13 protein-coding genes, 1 tRNA gene and 1 pseudogene are annotated in these 14,556 nt (G+C 72.2%); 2 read left to right on the top strand and 13 right to left on the bottom strand.

The window, feature by feature from the left end:
- Both G3I19_RS37710 and G3I19_RS26690 read right to left on the bottom strand, forming a co-directional pair.
- Positions 1-276: pseudogene (locus tag G3I19_RS37710) on the bottom strand (hypothetical protein); the annotation flags it as partial.
- A gap of 293 nt (positions 277-569) precedes the next feature.
- Complete coding sequence (locus tag G3I19_RS26690) at positions 570-2,036, bottom strand: peptidoglycan-binding protein (RefSeq protein WP_164266262.1); 1,467 nt, start codon at positions 2,034-2,036, stop codon at positions 570-572.
- A gap of 176 nt (positions 2,037-2,212) precedes the next feature.
- Here G3I19_RS26690 and G3I19_RS26685 point away from each other — a divergent pair.
- A tRNA-Lys gene (locus G3I19_RS26685) sits at positions 2,213-2,286 on the top strand.
- A 328-nt stretch (positions 2,287-2,614) separates the two neighbouring features.
- Here the strand turns inward: G3I19_RS26685 and G3I19_RS26680 are convergent.
- Positions 2,615-3,283, bottom strand: a complete 669-nt coding sequence (locus G3I19_RS26680) for a class F sortase (protein ID WP_164266261.1) — start codon at positions 3,281-3,283, stop codon at positions 2,615-2,617.
- 1 nt (position 3,284) lies between these two features.
- On the bottom strand, positions 3,285-3,824 hold the full coding sequence (locus G3I19_RS26675; protein ID WP_164266260.1) for a hypothetical protein: 540 nt from the start codon (positions 3,822-3,824) through the stop codon (positions 3,285-3,287).
- A 227-nt stretch (positions 3,825-4,051) separates the two neighbouring features.
- Here G3I19_RS26675 and G3I19_RS26670 point away from each other — a divergent pair, with 227 nt between their 5' ends.
- Positions 4,052-4,831, top strand: a complete 780-nt coding sequence (locus G3I19_RS26670) for an HAD-IIA family hydrolase (protein ID WP_164266259.1) — start codon at positions 4,052-4,054, stop codon at positions 4,829-4,831.
- A gap of 64 nt (positions 4,832-4,895) precedes the next feature.
- On the opposite strand, the gene G3I19_RS26665 is transcribed toward G3I19_RS26670, so the two are convergent.
- From G3I19_RS26665 to G3I19_RS26625, 9 genes are all read right to left on the bottom strand, one after another.
- Positions 4,896-6,389 (bottom strand): alkaline phosphatase family protein, encoded by a 1,494-nt coding sequence (locus tag G3I19_RS26665; protein WP_164266258.1) that lies wholly within the window; start codon positions 6,387-6,389, stop codon positions 4,896-4,898.
- A gap of 180 nt (positions 6,390-6,569) precedes the next feature.
- Entirely contained in the window at positions 6,570-7,631 is a 1,062-nt protein-coding gene (locus G3I19_RS26660) for a 2-aminoethylphosphonate ABC transporter substrate-binding protein (protein ID WP_164266257.1), read from the bottom strand.
- 63 nt (positions 7,632-7,694) lie between these two features.
- Positions 7,695-8,492, bottom strand: a complete 798-nt coding sequence (locus G3I19_RS26655) for an ABC transporter permease subunit (RefSeq protein WP_164266256.1) — start codon at positions 8,490-8,492, stop codon at positions 7,695-7,697.
- Positions 8,479-9,354: a 2-aminoethylphosphonate ABC transporter permease subunit gene (locus G3I19_RS26650; RefSeq protein ID WP_164266255.1), complete on the bottom strand. Its 876-nt coding sequence runs from the start codon at positions 9,352-9,354 to the stop codon at positions 8,479-8,481. Before G3I19_RS26650 ends, G3I19_RS26655 begins: the two co-directional genes overlap by 14 nt.
- Complete coding sequence (locus G3I19_RS26645) at positions 9,347-10,603, bottom strand: ABC transporter ATP-binding protein (RefSeq protein ID WP_164266254.1); 1,257 nt, start codon at positions 10,601-10,603, stop codon at positions 9,347-9,349. Before G3I19_RS26645 ends, G3I19_RS26650 begins: the two co-directional genes overlap by 8 nt.
- Entirely contained in the window at positions 10,600-11,277 is a 678-nt protein-coding gene (locus G3I19_RS26640; protein WP_343235216.1) for a phosphonatase-like hydrolase, read from the bottom strand. Before G3I19_RS26640 ends, G3I19_RS26645 begins: the two co-directional genes overlap by 4 nt.
- An 11-nt stretch (positions 11,278-11,288) precedes the next feature.
- Positions 11,289-12,410: a TIGR03364 family FAD-dependent oxidoreductase gene (locus G3I19_RS26635; RefSeq protein WP_164266252.1), complete on the bottom strand. Its 1,122-nt coding sequence runs from the start codon at positions 12,408-12,410 to the stop codon at positions 11,289-11,291.
- Positions 12,411-12,547: 137 nt separating this feature from the next.
- Complete coding sequence (locus G3I19_RS26630) at positions 12,548-13,309, bottom strand: GntR family transcriptional regulator (RefSeq protein WP_164266251.1); 762 nt, start codon at positions 13,307-13,309, stop codon at positions 12,548-12,550.
- 63 nt (positions 13,310-13,372) lie between these two features.
- Positions 13,373-14,296, bottom strand: a complete 924-nt coding sequence (locus tag G3I19_RS26625) for a hypothetical protein (protein ID WP_164266250.1) — start codon at positions 14,294-14,296, stop codon at positions 13,373-13,375.
- Between the last annotated feature and the right edge of the window lie 260 nt (positions 14,297-14,556).

Here is a 14,556-nt window from a genome sequence, read left to right as displayed (position 1 = left end):
CACGGGCCGGACGGCGCGCTGGATTCGGCTGTCCGTCCGGGGCAGCTGGCGCTTCGGCCCGGGCCTGCCTCCCGAGTACCCCGCCGGGCGGCCGACCGTCCGGGCGGCACCCGTGCCGCCGCCGGGCGCGGGCGGGTCGTCCCGGAACAGCAGATGAACCGGGATCTCGGTAGTGGCCTCATTCATGATCACCGCGGTCCTGCGGAGGGTCGGACGGCCCTGCGCGGGACCTCCGAACCAGGTCTGCTCGGTCCGCTCGGCGGAATCGGCCGCCACCGCCCCCACCGGACCGTCGTCCCGGCCACCCGCTCCTGCGGCTCCGGCAGTTCCAGCGGCTCCGGCGACTCCGGCGACTCCGGCAGCTCCGGCCAGTCCCTCCGCACCGGCCAGTCCGTCCGCACCGGCCCGCCCTGCCGCTCCAGCCCGTCCGTCCAACCCGTCCAACCCGTCCACCCCGTCCGGTCGGTCCGCTCGGTCCGGCCCCTCCGGCCCCTCCGGCCCCTCCAGTCCGTCCAGTCCGTCCGGCCCCCTGAGCTCGGCGTGTCCGCCGGCTGCTGCTGTCGTCTCGGTCATGCGAAGAGTCGCCTCCATGTCTCGGGGCCGGGATATCCGTCGGCCGCCGCGCCGGTCCATCCCTGGGCCCGCTGAAACGCCTGGACATTGCGTCGGTCCGCCTCTGACCACCGGGGTCCGGGACCGGTCGTGTAGTACTTGCCGAAGCCCTTCTTCACCAGCTGCTTGCCGAGCTGCTCCACGTGGGCGCTGGACCGCCCCGGCCTGAAGAACGCGGCACCAGGAAAGGCAGCGGCACTCGGCGCACCGCCGGCGGGCCTGGCCGGGCCGCTCGTGCCGGCGGGCCGGGCCGCGCCACCAGCAGCGCCGGTAGCTCCAGTGGTACTGGCCTGACTGACCGAACCGGCCTTGTCCGCAGCGCCCTTGACCCCACCGGGCTTCACCGCCCCACCGCCCCCAGCGGCAGCCGCAGGAGCGGCCCCGGCATGGGCACTGGCGGCGGCACCGGCAGCGGCCCCGCCAGTGGCAGCGGCGCCGGCAGCAGCGCCCTTCCCCGCCGCCGGGATGTTCTTGCCGCCGCCCTTCACCAGCAGGCTCCAGGTGGTGGGTCCCGGCAGCCCGTCCGCGTCGGAGCCGGTCCAGCCCTGCGCCCGCTGGAACGCCTGGGTGGCATTGCGGTCGGCGTCACCCCAGGCCGGACCGGGCCCCTGCCGGTAGAAACGGCCGCCGCCACGTGCGACGAGCATCCGGCCGAGCCGGGTCACGTTCGCGTTCTTCGCGCCCTTGCCGAAGGACTTCTTCCCGGGGAAGGCGGTGGCAGACTGCGAGCCACCGGTCCCCGTCTTCAGCCCCTTGTAGCGGTAGGGCACGTAGCGGCTGGAGTTGGACCAGTAGGCGTACGGGGTCGACTGCACCCGGGTGTGCGGCTGCGTCTGCTCGTACGCCAGGTAGTAGGTGTGGGCGGAGTTGGTCCAGCCGCCGAAGATCGTGACGTGGGAGCCCTTGTTGGGGTTCGCCGGGTTGTGGAACAGCAGGATGTCGCCGGGCTGGAGATCGCCCTTGTCTATCCGCACCCCGTACTGGGCCAGGTTTCCCGTCCATTCGCTGCCGTCCAGCCCCCAGGCCATCGAGACGAAGCCCGAGCAGTCCTGCCGGTACCCGTCCGTCCAGTTCTTGTCCATGCGGTACGGGACCTTGGCCCCCACCCACTTCTTGGCGCGGCTGATGATCGCCGCCCGGGTGGTGGCGGGCAGTTTCGTGGGGGCGACGGGCGCTGCGGCCGGTTCCTGCCCCTGCCCGCCGCCCTGGCCGCCGGGGCCCGGGACGGCTGCCGCCGCCGTTCCCCCGCCGAGTACCACCCCGGCCGCGGTCGCCAGCACCAGCGCGCGCCGTGCGCCGTGGGCCGCCGGGTGCCCTCCCTCCCGCAGCGAGAGGGTGTGGGAGCCCGAGCGGCGCCACTCGGCACACCCCGCACATCCGCAGTCGCTCGCCGGTTCGTACTCCTCGAAGACCGGAACCGTCATACGTGTCCCCTCCGCGTCGTTGACGTTGCGCACAGGCGCATCTGCACGATCGTCAGCTTCGCAACTGAGCGGACACATCGCATTTTGACGGAATGAATGGGGAGAAAACGAACATATGGCCCACCGCAAGGTTCGGAGCACCGGTGCCGGTCCGGTAAAGTTCTCCAGGTCAGCAGGCGCCGCTAGCTCAGTTGGTTAGAGCAGCTGACTCTTAATCAGCGGGTCCGGGGTTCGAGTCCCTGGCGGCGCACGCGAGACCGAAGCCCCCCACCTCACCGTGGGGGGCTTCAGTCGTTCCCTCGCCGCTCTCCCCCGCACCCGGCGCCCGGCCCCGCACCCCGGGGCGGCTCCATCTCACGTACAGGAAAAGGGAGTTGCGGCCGGACGCCACCTGGCGGCGCACCCCCGCGCCACCGCCCGCAGCGCACAGCAGACCGGAGGGGCGCCCGGTCAGGCGCCCCTCCGGTGAATCCCCGCGGTGGACCGGGCGGGTCCGGCAAAATAATGCGGCCGAGTAGATCAAACAGGTCACGGAGGCCGGACGGGCCGGACGGAGCCGGCCCCGCACCGCCGCCCGCTCACGCCTTGGGCACACCCGTGAGGTAGGCCGAGACGACCACATTCGCGCTGTAGGCCCGGGTCGTGCGGTCGAACGAGCCGCCGCAGGTGATCAGCCGCAGCTCCGCCCGGCCCTTCACCCGCTCCCCGTAGACCTTCTTCGCGTTGAAGTGGCTGCGCTGGAAGACCTGGACGTCGTCGATGGTGAACTCGCTGACCGTGCCGTCGGAGCCCGTCACCCGCACCTTCTCGCCCGGCCGGACCGCGCTCAGGCCGTAGAAGACCGCTTTCCTGGTGTTCGTGTCGACATGGCCGACGAGCAGGGCGGCCCCGGCGGCCCCGGGACGGGCACCGCCGCCGAACCAGCCGACCTCGTCCGGTGCCGCGAACGGCGGCGGGTCGACCGCGCCGTGGGAGTCGAGCCCGCGGGGCACGATCGGGGCGTTGATCCCCACCGAGGGGATCTGCACCCGCTGCGGCCGCACGCCCGTGAGCGGGTCGTGGGCCGGTGGCAGCGTGACGCCGAGCGGGCGGCCCACCGCGGCCACATCGCCGGTCTTCGGCCCCGAGCTGCCCTCGGGGCCTTCGGTGATCTGGCGGCCCCAGAGCCACAGCCCGAGCAGCAGGACGGCCCAGGCGACCCCGGTCAGCAGCCGTCCGCTGCCCGATGACGAGCCCTCGGAAGACATGTCAGTTGCTGCGCCGGCGCCGGACGCTGCGACCGGCCACTGCTACGGCGGCGATGCCCGCGAGCACCAGGCCGACGACGGTGTGCCCGGAGCCCGGGGCCGATTCCCGGTCGGCCATCGTGGCCGTGGCGCCGCCACCCGCGTGGACGGGGGCGGTCGGGGTGACCAGCGGCGTGGGGCGGTGGTGGCCGCCCTCCCGGACCACGGTGATCGTGCCGGTGACGGTGGTGCGCCCGCACTTGACCTGGACCGTGTAGTCCTTGGCCTGGGCGTCGGTACGGATCCGCGCCTCGGCGTACATGGAGCCGCGGTCGGCCGCGGGTGAGAACTGGGCCTGCGAGTCGAAGGCGTCGGACCTGCCGTACGGCTTGCCGCTCGTGCAGCTCACTCTGAGGTCCACCTCCTCGCCGGGGGCGATGACGGACGGGCTGACCGTGACCGTCCCCGAGGTCCCTTCGGCCGGGGCCGCGATCGCGGCTGCGGGGAAGAGGGCAGTCGCGGCCGCCGCTGCGGCACAGAGAGTGACGGATATCAGACGCATGGTGAACCTCCTGTTACGAAGGTTGCCGCCTCCCGGACCATCCCGCATCCCGGGAAGCCGCACATACGTCCGAAGGTGGCGCGGCTGTCGGTACGCCCGTCGGTACGGCTGCCGGAGGCAGCCCATTCCGGCCACCCGACCGGCGTGAATAGGATGGCCGCCTCGGAGCCCCCGTACCCTTCGGATCTCCGGTGACCATCACACCGAGCCGCCAGGAGCCAGCCCGCATGACAGAGCGCAAGCCCATCGAATCGTGGCTCACGGACATGGATGGCGTACTGATGCACGAGGGCGTTCCCGTGCCGGGAGCCGACGCCTTCATCAAGAAGCTGCGGGACACCGGCAAGCCGTTCCTCGTGCTCACCAACAACTCGATCTACACCCCGCGCGATCTGCACGCCCGGCTGCAGCGGATCGGCCTCGAAGTGCCGGTGCAGAACATCTGGACCTCCGCCCTCGCGACCGCCAAGTTCCTCGACAACCAGCACCCGGGCGGCACCGCGTACGTCATCGGCGAGGCCGGGCTGACCACGGCCCTGCACGACGCCGGATACATCCTGACGGACGCCGACCCGGACTTCGTGATCCTCGGGGAGACCAGGACCTACTCGTTCGAGGCGCTGACCAGGGCCATCCGGCTGATCAACAACGGCGCCCGCTTCATCGCCACCAACCCCGACAACACCGGCCCTTCGCCGGAGGGCGCCCTGCCCGCGACGGGCTCGGTGGCCGCCCTGATCACCAAGGCGACCGGCAAGGACCCGTACTTCGTGGGCAAGCCCAACCCGCTGATGATGCGCACCGGGCTCAACGCGATCGGCGCCCACTCCGAGAGCTCCGCGATGATCGGCGACCGGATGGACACCGACGTACTGGCGGGTCTCGAGGCCGGGATGGAGACCTTCCTGGTGCTCACCGGCCTGACGAACAAGGAGGACGTCGGCCGCTACCCGTACCGGCCGACGACGGTCGTGGACTCCATCGCCGACCTGGTCGACCTCATCTGACCCGGACCCGCCGCCGGGGGCGCCGGACGCACCACCGCGTGCCGCCGGACGCCCCCGGCCCGCGTCACCCCGCGGTGACGCCGACCCCGTCGACCGTCCAGAACCAGTTGTTGCCCCCGGTGTAGCGGAACCGCACCTGGGCGCTGGTGGCCCCGGCCGGGACCTGGAGCGTGAGGTTCTCGACGCGGGACGAGGTGTCCGCGGTGTACGTCCGTACGCTGACCGGGGCCGCGCCGTCGTAGCTGACCAGCACCTCGCCGCGCTGCGGGGCCTCCTGGCGGTAGTACGTCGTGTACGTGAGGGTCGCCTGGCGTCCGCCGCGCACCGGGTAGGCCGGGCTGATCAGGGTCGAGTCGAAGGTCCCCGTGAAGGACTTGTCCGACCACTCGTCGCCGTCGGCGACCGCGAAGACGCCGCGCGCCCGGACGTTGGACTCGCGCTGCTGGTCGGGCTCGGCCTTCGTCCAGAACTCGTCGGTCGTGAAGGACCAGCCGCGCCACTCGGTGACCCCGCCGGTGCCCATCGCGGAGTTGTCGACCGACCAGCCGGGCGGCGGTGTGTGCGTGAAGCCGATGACGCCGGCCCCGATGCCGCTCTCGTCGACCGGCCCGGTCAGCCGGGGGCGCAGCGCGTCGAACGCGTCGTCGCCCGGCTGCTGGAGCGGCCTGCCGTCGAGGCCCCAGGCGGGGTCGATGGCGATACCGAGGTGGGCGAGCGCGGAGGCGGCGACGTCCGGCATCCGGATGTCGTACCGCGTGGAGCCGGCGCTGATCCCGGCGCCCCGCGCTATCAGGAAGGTCTGGCGCTCCTGCCAGCTGGAGCCGCCGTGGCCGCCGGGGTCGGTGTGGCCGTGGTCGGCGGTGACCATGATCAGCCAGTTCTCCGACGCGTACGTCGCGCGGGACTCGATCGCGGCGACGAACTGTCCGACCGAGGTGTCCACCGCGTGGATCGCGTCCAGGTACTCCTGGCTTGCGGCGCCGTGTTCGTGGCCCGCCTCGTCCACGCCGTCGAGCTGGACGAAGTGCGCGTCCGAGTCGCCGGTGGCGAGTTCGCTGACGAGCCGTGAGGTGGTGCCGGTGTCGTACTCGGCGCTCGGGGTGTTGACCCGGGTGTCCACCTTCGGGGAGAAGACCGTGGTGGTGATCGGGTTCCAGGACGCGATGGCGTAGGTGCCGAGCGCGGGCCTGGCGTTCTCGACGCGGGTCAGGAAGTCCGGGTACTGGGCGAAGTTCTGCCCGGCGAAGGTGTTGTCCATGACCTTGTGCTTGTCGGGCCAGACGCCGGTGATGATCGTCGACCAGCCGGGCCCGGAGAGCGTGGGGGCGAAGGGCGCGGCGTACAGCGGGCTGGCCGCGGTCAGCCCTGCCGCCCGCAGCGCCTTGATGTGCGGGGCGTCCGCCACTTCGGTCTTGCTGAGCAGGGTGCCGTCCAGGCCGATGACCAGGACCTTGGGCTTTCTGTCCACGGCGCGGGCGACCTGGGCGAGAGGGCCCGCCGCGACGGCGAGGGAGGCGGCGCCGATGAGGAGGGAGCGGCGCGACAGCTGAGAAGACACGTGATCCTCCGGTGGGGGTGGGGTGTTGCGGACGGTTCGGTTCAACACCCCTGCCGGGCGGGGGCGTTGGCGGGTGGACTAGACCCGTTATCCTTTCGCAATGGACCGCCGACGGCCAGGGGCGTGCGGTGACGTTCTCACCCGCCGCGGCCGGTCGGGCCGGGCGGCGGGGCCGGGGGGTCAGCTGTGGGTGGCGGACTTCCAGTCCTCGACGTACGAGGTGAGGTTCCTGGAGATGTCGTCCCAGTCGGGCGCGAAGACGTCGACGCCCTTCATCAGCGCGCTCAGCGCGGTCGCGTCGGCGTCGGTGGCCTTGATGTCCTGGCGGGACGAGAAGCCGCCGCCGATCTCGCTGACCTGCTTCTGGGCCTGCGCGGCGAGCATGAAGTCCAGCAGCTTCCTGCCGTTCGCTGAGTGCGGCGCCTTGCTGACCAGACCGGCCGCGTACGGCAGCGCGAAGGTGGTCGGCCCGGAGCCGCCGGCCTTCGCGGGGAACCAGATGCCGAGGTCCGGCATGGTCTTGGACTGCGCGTAGTTCATCTGGACGTCCCCGTTGGCGGCCAGGATCTCGCCCTTGTCCACCTTCGGTGCGAGCTTGCCTGTCGAGGCGGACGGGCCGACGTTGTTCGCCTGGAGCTTCCCCAGGTACGCCATGGCCGCCTTCTTGGAGCCGAAGTCGTGCATCGCCTTGATGAGGACGGCGGTGCCGTCTCCCGCGACGCCGGGCGTGGAGTACTGGAGCTTGTTCTTGTACCGGGAGCCGAGCAGCTCGTCCCAGGTGGTGGGGGCGGGCTTCAGCTCCTTCTTGTTGTAGACGAAGCCGAAGTAGTTGTTGACGACCGAGGTCCAGGTGCCGTCGGCCCCCTTGTCGGCGGGCGCGACCTGCGCCGAGCCCTTGGGCGCGTACTTCTGGAGCAGCCCCTTGGTGTCGGCCTGCTGGATGAACGGCGGGAGCGTGACGAGCACGTCGGCCTGGGTGTTGGACTTCTCGCGGACCGCACGCTGCACGATCTCGCCCGAACCGCCCTCCACGTACTTGACCTTGATGCCCGTCCGCTGCTCGAAGTCCTTGAAGACCCGGTCGTACCAGCCGTCGTTGTTCTCGCCCTTGAGGCCGTCGGCGCTGTAGACGGTGACGACCTTGGCGTCGGACGCGGCGGACGAACCGCCGCAGGCGGTGAGGGAGCCCGCGAGGACCAGGGCCCCAGTGACGGCGGCGAGCGGCTTGATGGGGTGGCGCATGGCGTTTCGTGTCTCCTGAAGGTCGGATCGGTCGGTCTGGTTCCGGCGGGAGTTCACCGGGGCTCAGCGGTAGGACGCCCTGGTCCTGATGCGGGAGACCCCGGACAGGACCAGCAGCGTCGCCGCCATGAGGACCACGGCGACCGCCGCGCCCGTGAAGAGCGAGCCCCGGTCGGTGGCCGCGAAGATCTGGACGGGAAGCGGGGTCCAGTCGGGCGGGTAGAGCATCATCGTGGCGCTCAGCTCCCCCATCGACAGGGCGAAGCAGAGCCCGGCCGCCGCGGTGAGGGACGGCAGCAGCAGCGGCAGCCTGACCCGCCACAGGACGTACGAGGGGCGGGCTCCCAGCGAGGCCGCGGCCTGCTCGTACACCGGGTCGAGACGCCGGGTGGCGGCCGCGACCGACTGGTGGGCGAAGGCCGTGACCAGAATGGTGTGCGCGAGGATCACGATCGTCGATGTGCCGTTGAGCAGCACCGGCGGCTTGCTGAACGCCACCAGCACGGCGAGGCCCACGACCACCGACGGCACCGCGACCGGCAGCATGAACAGCGCGTCCATGAAGCGCCGTCCGCGCTTGTTCAGGGCGGCCCCGGCGAGCGCCGCCCAGGTCCCGACCGTCAGCGCGAGCACGCTCGCGCTGACGGCGGTGACCAGGCTCGTGGTCAGGGCCTGCAGGGAGTCCCCGCTGGTGGCGGCCGCGTAATGGCTCACGGTCGCCCCCGAGGGCAGCGCCCCCGACCAGTTGGTGGCGAACGAGGCCAGCAGGATCACCAGGAGCGGCAGGGCGAACAGGGGCAGGAAGAGGGCGAAGAAGAGGACCCAGGTGGTCCACTTGCCCGTACGGCTATGCACCAGCACGGCGGGCCACCATCCGGTAGAGGGAGTAGAGCCCGACGGAGATCGCCACATTGACGACGGCGACCACACACGCGGCCGGGTAGTCGGATTCGAGGATCGCCTTGCCGTACACCAGCATCGGCAGGGTCGTCACGCCCTTGGCGCCGGTGAAGAGCACGATGCCGAACTCGTTGAGACACATCACCAGGACCAGGCTGCCGCCGGCGGCGAGCGCGGGCAGCGCCTCGGGCAGGATGATCCGCCGTACGATCCGGGCCGGGCCCGCCCCCAGCGACGAGGCCACTTCGAGCTGCCCGGTGTCCAGTTGGGAGAAGGCCGCGAGCAGCGGCCGCATCACGAACGGCGTGAAGTAGGTGATCTCCGCGAGGAGTACGCCCCACGGTGTGGTGAGGAACTGGAACGGCCCCTGGCGCGCGCCGGTCACATCCGTCCACGCCCCGTTGGCCATGCCGGCCGAGCCGTACACGAAGAGCAGTGCGAGCGTGATCAGGAAGGACGGGAAGGAGAGGAAGACGTCGATGAACCGGGCGACCGCCTTCCCGCCGGGGAAGGGCACGAAGGCGATCACCAGGGCGAGCGCGAACCCGAGGACGAGACAGCCGATGGTGGAGCCGACGGCCAGCCAGACGGTCGTCGTCAGCGCCTGCCGGAAGGCGTCGGATGCGAAGACCTGGGTGTACGGGGCGACGGACGTGCCACCGGTGTCGGGGGTGAAGGACTGCTGGACGACGAGGGCCAGCGGGTAGAGGAAGACGAGCGCCAGCACGGCCACGGGCGGCAGCGCCCAGAGCCATCGGGGCAGTGAACGGCGCCCGGTGGGCGTGATGTCGGCGGCGGGGGCGACCGCGGTGGCGCTAGCCATCGGAGGCTCCCGCCGCGGCGTTCACGGGTGCCGGCGGGGTCCCGACGGGGGCGGCCGTGCCGGGGGCCGCGCCCGGTGCCGTACCGCCCGGTGCCGTACCGGGGGCCGCGCCCGGTGCCGTACCGCCCGGCTCCGTTCCGTACGGTCCCGTTCCGTGCGGCGCCATGCCCGCGGTGAGCAGCACCGCGTCATCGGCGGCGAAGTGCAGGGTCACCGCGTCGCCGAGCGCCGGAGTCTCGCGCAGCTCGCGCACATCGGCCTTGACCGTACGGCCGTCCACATCGACCAGCAGCCGGTGGGTGGAGCCGCGCCACTGGACCTCGGTGATCCTGCCGCGCAGGGCGTTCGGTCCTGCACCGAGCCCGACCAGGTGCGGGCGTACGCACAGGGTGGCCGTGGCACCGTCGGCTGCGCCGTCCGCGCCGGTCACGGTCAGTTCCGTACCGGCGAAGGAGACCACGGCGCCCCCGTCGGAGCCCGCACCGGTGCGCCGTACGGTCACCGGCAGCAGGTTGGCGTTGCCGACGAAGGACGCGGTGAACTCGGTGCGGGGGCGCCGGTACAGCTCCTGCGGGGTGCCGCAGTCCTGGAGGCGGGCCCGGTCCATCACGGCGATACGGTCGGCCAGGGTGAGCGCCTCGACCTGGTCGTGGGTGACGTACAGGATCGACACCTCGGGCAACTCCCGGTGCAGCCGGGCGAGTTCGGCCAGCATCCCGGATCTCAGCTGGGCGTCGAGCGCGGAGAGCGGCTCGTCGAGGAGCAGCACCCCCGGCCTGATGGCGAGGGCCCGTGCGATGGCGACGCGCTGCTGCTGGCCGCCGGAGAGTTCGCGCGGGTAGCGCGTGGCGTAGGAGGCCATGCCCGTCATCCCGAGCGCTTCGGCGACGCGCTGCGGGATCTCGCTCCTGGGGACCTTCTGCGCCCGCAGCCCGAAAGCGACATTGTCCTCGACGCGCATGTGCGGGAAGAGCGCGTACTGCTGGACGACCATGCCGACACCGCGCCGGTGCGGGGGCAGCAGGGTCACATCGCGGCCGCCGATGAACACCCGCCCGGCGACGGGCCTGACGAATCCGGCGACGGCGCGCAGCGCGGTGGTCTTGCCCGACCCCGAGGGGCCGAGCAGGGCCATCACCTCACCGGGCTCGACGGTCAGATCCAGCGAGTCCAGGACGGTGGTCCCGGCGTTCCCGCCCTTCGCGCCGTACGCGACGGAGACCCCGTCGAAGCGGATCCCGCTGGTCATTTCTGCACCCGGGCCAGCAGCTCCGGCAGTCCGGCGACCGAGTCCAGGACATGGGTGGCGCCGTGCTGCTCCAGCTGTCCCCGGTCGTGGGCGCCGGTGAGGACACCGGCCACGACCCGGGCCCCGGACCGTACGCCGCTGAGCATGTCGTACGAGGTGTCCCCCGCGACCGCGAGCTGGTCCACCCCGTCCACGGCCCGGGTCCGCAGGAAGGCCGTCAGCACCATGTCCGGGCAGGGCCGCCCGCGACCGCCGGCGTCGGCCGGGCAGAGTGTCAGCTCGACCAGGTCCTGCCAGCCGAGCGCGGCGAGGATCGCGTCCTGGGTGGCCCGGGCGAAACCGGTGCTCAGGACCACGGTCCTGCCCTCGTCCCGCATCCGCTCGATGGCTTCGCGCGCACCGGGAACGGGTGCGATGTGCCCGGCGCCGACCAGCTCCCCGTACGCCTCCTCGAAGGCGGTGTTGGCCTGCCTGGCCTTCTCCTCGTCGCCGAAGAGGTGCCGGAAGACGGAGATCTTCGACTCGCCCATGGTGGCCCGGACATGGCCGAGCATCGCATCGGGCTCGGCGCCCATCCGCCGCACCGCGGTGGCGAAGGCCCGCTCGACGAGACCGCCGTCGGCGACGGTGGTGCCCGCCATGTCGAGCACTACCAGATTGATCGGCTTGTTCACGGTCAACTCACTCACCATCCGAGGTCGTTCGCGGTCTTTTCGGCTATCGCCGGGGAACAGGTCATCCCGCGCCCGCCGGGCCCGGTGACCAGCCACACGCCGTCGCTCACCTGCTCGCGGTGGACGACACGGGTGGTGTCGGTGCACTGCGCGTACACCCCGGCCCAGCGGTGACGGATCTTCGGCAGCGGCCGCCCGAGGAAGGACTCCGCGACGCGGGCGACGTGCTCGTAGGGCTCTTCGCGTACGTCGAAGGCGAAGGGGTGCTCGTACTCGTGGGTGTCGCCGATGGTCAGCCCGCCGTCCGCGCGCTGCACCATCAGCAGCTGCATCCGGTGCGCTGCGGCCACCGGGTCCTGGGCCTGCCGCGCGTTGAGCGCGTCGAGGGCGTCGGACGCGTACGCCGGGTAGTAGCGGAAGGAGTCGGCGTCGGCCACGGATGTGGTGAGGCGTTCACCGAGCGGCTCGGTCTGCATCATCTGGAGACGGACCCGCCGGACCGGGAGTCCGGGGGCCAGCTCACGCACCAGGCCGCCGAGCGCGGCGCCGGTGCAGAGGACGACGGCGTCTCCGGTGTGCACATCGCCGTGGTCGTCGCGCACCGAGCCGGCGCCGACGACCTCACGGACCTCCCGCCCGCCGAGGTAGCGGTACTTCCCGGATGCCAGCAGGGCCTTCTTCAGCTCCAGCTGGGCGGTGCGCGGCTCCACGGCCGCGTCCTGACCGCACCACAGGGCCGCTTCGAACCCGCCGCGCAGGGCCGGGTTGATCTCCCGCGCCTCCCGCGGGGTCAGCAGCCGGTAGCCGCGCGCCGCCGCGTCGTCGCGCCGCACCGCGGCCTCGGCGACGTCCCGTTCCAGCCCGTTCCGTACGGGGGTGAGCGACCCGGTGGCGCGGAAGCCGACGCCGGGCACCCGCTTCCCGATCTCCTCCCACAGCTCCCGGGCGCGCAGCGCGGTCGCCAGCTCCTCCCCGCCGGCCCGCCCGCTGACCCACACCTGCCCGAAGTTACGGAGCGAGGCGCCCCGCGCCTCGGTCTCCCGCTCGATCTGTACGACCTCGTGGCCGCGTTCCACTGCCTGCCAGGCGTGCATGGTTCCCACCACGCCGGCTCCTACGACGATGACTCTCACGACGGCAACGCTGCTGGCGGCGAGTGGCCCGGCGCCGACCCGGAGGCAACGGCACGGTGAACAGCCCCACAAGACTGGACTAGACCCGTTACGTTTTCGTGACCCCAGTGGCTGCCGGTCGCGGCCCGGATCCGGGCTCAGCCCGGTGCGAGGCGGGTGGTGAAGCTGAACCGGTCGCCCCGGAAGAGCGTCCGTACGCGTTCCAGCGGCAGCCCGTCCGTATCGCGGGAGACCCGGTGGATCAGCAGCATCGGCAGCGCGGGCGGTGTCCCGATGAGCAGCGCCTCGCGCGGGGTGGCCAGGACCGTCTCGATCCGCTCGTCGGCTTCGCCGAAGCCGATGCCCAGCCGGTCACGGAGGAAGCTGTAGAAGGAGGAGTCGGGGTCGAACTCGCTCTCCAGGGTGGGGACTCGGGCCACGGCGACATAGGTGCTCTCCAGGCCGACCCGCTCGTCGTCCGCGAGCAGGACCCGCTCCAGATGCCAGACCGGCTCACCCCGGCCGAGCCCGGTCTCGGCGGCGAGGGCATCGGGGCAGGGGAAGCGGTCGAGCGAGATGAGATGGCGCCCCGGGGTGCGGCCCTGGCGGCGTACGCCTTCGGTGTAACTCGCCAGCGACAGCGGCTGTTCGAGCTTGGGGCCCGCGACCACGGTGCCCCGCCCCTGCCGCCGCAGCCGCCCCTCCAGGACCAGTTCGCGCAGCGCCTGCCGTACGGTCTCGCGCGACACCTCGTACCGCACGGCCAGATCGCGCTCGGCGGGCAGCGCCTCGCCCTCGCCCAACTCCTCCATCAGCAGCGAGACATGAGCCTTGACCGCGTAGTACTTGGGGATGCGGCCGTGCTCCGGGATGCCGGAGCGGATCGGTGCGCCAGGTGCCTGGCTGTGCGGGTAGTCCACCGGGTGATGGTCCCAGACCCGGGTGAACGGGCCCGCCCCGGCGGTGGTGCGGCCGGAGGGGTCCTACCGGCGGCGCTGCATTCTCGGGCGCCGTGATCCCACGACCAGGGCGGCGCCCAGCAGGACACAGGTGCAGGCGATGGCGCCCACGGTGCGCAGCCGGTGCGAGCCGGTCCTGGCCAGCTCGCCGGCGAAGCGGTGGGCGCCGTTGCGGGGTCCGACGTCGGGGCCGTCACCGGTACGGCCCCCGATGTCCCCGTTGCGCTCCCGGCCGGGGACGCGCTCACCGGGGACGGGCTCGCCCGGAACGTCCGTGCCTGTGGGATCGGCGGACGGGGTGGCGGTGACGGTGAAGCGGTAGTCGCCGGAGTCCCCGACCCAGTCGCCGTCGTCGCCGTGGCGCCGGACGACGGCGGCGTTGGCGGTGATGCCGTCCGCCGTGGTGTCGTCCGTGAACGCGAGCCGGACGGGTACGGAGACGGTCCGGCCCGCCGGAATGTCGAACCCTGGCGCGTCGGTTCCGTCCTTGCCGGTTCCGTCCTTGCCGGTTCCGTCGCCGAACGGGCCGATGTGCTCGTCCTCGTCGGTGGTCGTGAAGGGCACGGAACGCCAGCGGTGTGCGGCCGGGTCGCGGAACTCCAGCAGGATCTGCCGGTCCCGCAGCTCCCGGCCCCGGTCGACGATGACGACGACCGGGTGGATGTCCCGGCAGGCGCCGTCGGACGTGTTGGTCAGCTCCAGCGACCAGGTGCCGGGGGCGGCGCCGGGCACGTACGAGGCCGGGCCGCCGTGGATCCGGGCCTCGACGGGGAAGTCGGAGACGTCCGGCCCCGCACAGACAGACGCGGCACCTGCGTGCGCCATGACGTCCTGCGCAGCGACGGTCTGCGCCATCGCCGGCGGAGCAGCGGTGAGCAGCAGCAAGGAGGCCAGAGCCGAGGTGGTGGCGGGGGCCGCCCCGGTGGCGAGGGCACTGCGCAGTCGCATGGGGACGCCTTTGCTGATCGCGTGGGTTCCGTACACCGAACCGCACCCGCCCCGCCCGGCCGGGGCCGCCACGACCGCGTACCGCCGAATGCCCTCCGCTCCCCCGCCCGATCAGCCCATAGTCATCAGGTCCGACATCAGGTCCGGCATCAGGTCCGGCGGGCGTTGAACGGCACCGCCGCCCGGCCGAAGTGGCCGAACACGGGGGCCAGGGCCAGCTGCGCCGCCCCCTCGGCGACGAGCCGCCGCCCGCCGCCGGC

The organism is Streptomyces sp. SID10853 (assembly GCF_010548145.1).
Taxonomy (GTDB): Bacteria; Actinomycetota; Actinomycetes; order Streptomycetales; family Streptomycetaceae; genus Streptomyces.
The sequence above is the reverse complement of the archived record's forward strand: the minus strand, read 5'-3'. Positions and strand labels throughout refer to the sequence as shown.

What these genes read in the sequence shown, in the direction of transcription:
- G3I19_RS26690 (WP_164266262.1), bottom strand. Translation starts at nt 2,036, where the DNA reads ATGACGGTTCCGGTCTTCGAGGAGTACGAACCGGCGAGCGACTGCGGA.
- G3I19_RS26680 (WP_164266261.1), bottom strand. Translation starts at nt 3,283, where the DNA reads ATGTCTTCCGAGGGCTCGTCATCGGGCAGCGGACGGCTGCTGACCGGG.
- G3I19_RS26675 (WP_164266260.1), bottom strand. Translation starts at nt 3,824, where the DNA reads ATGCGTCTGATATCCGTCACTCTCTGTGCCGCAGCGGCGGCCGCGACT.
- G3I19_RS26670 (WP_164266259.1), top strand. Translation starts at nt 4,052, where the DNA reads ATGACAGAGCGCAAGCCCATCGAATCGTGGCTCACGGACATGGATGGC.
- G3I19_RS26660 (WP_164266257.1), bottom strand. Translation starts at nt 7,631, where the DNA reads ATGCGCCACCCCATCAAGCCGCTCGCCGCCGTCACTGGGGCCCTGGTC.
- G3I19_RS26650 (WP_164266255.1), bottom strand. Translation starts at nt 9,354, where the DNA reads ATGGCTAGCGCCACCGCGGTCGCCCCCGCCGCCGACATCACGCCCACC.
- G3I19_RS26645 (WP_164266254.1), bottom strand. Translation starts at nt 10,603, where the DNA reads ATGACCAGCGGGATCCGCTTCGACGGGGTCTCCGTCGCGTACGGCGCG.
- G3I19_RS26625 (WP_164266250.1), bottom strand. Translation starts at nt 14,296, where the DNA reads ATGCGACTGCGCAGTGCCCTCGCCACCGGGGCGGCCCCCGCCACCACC.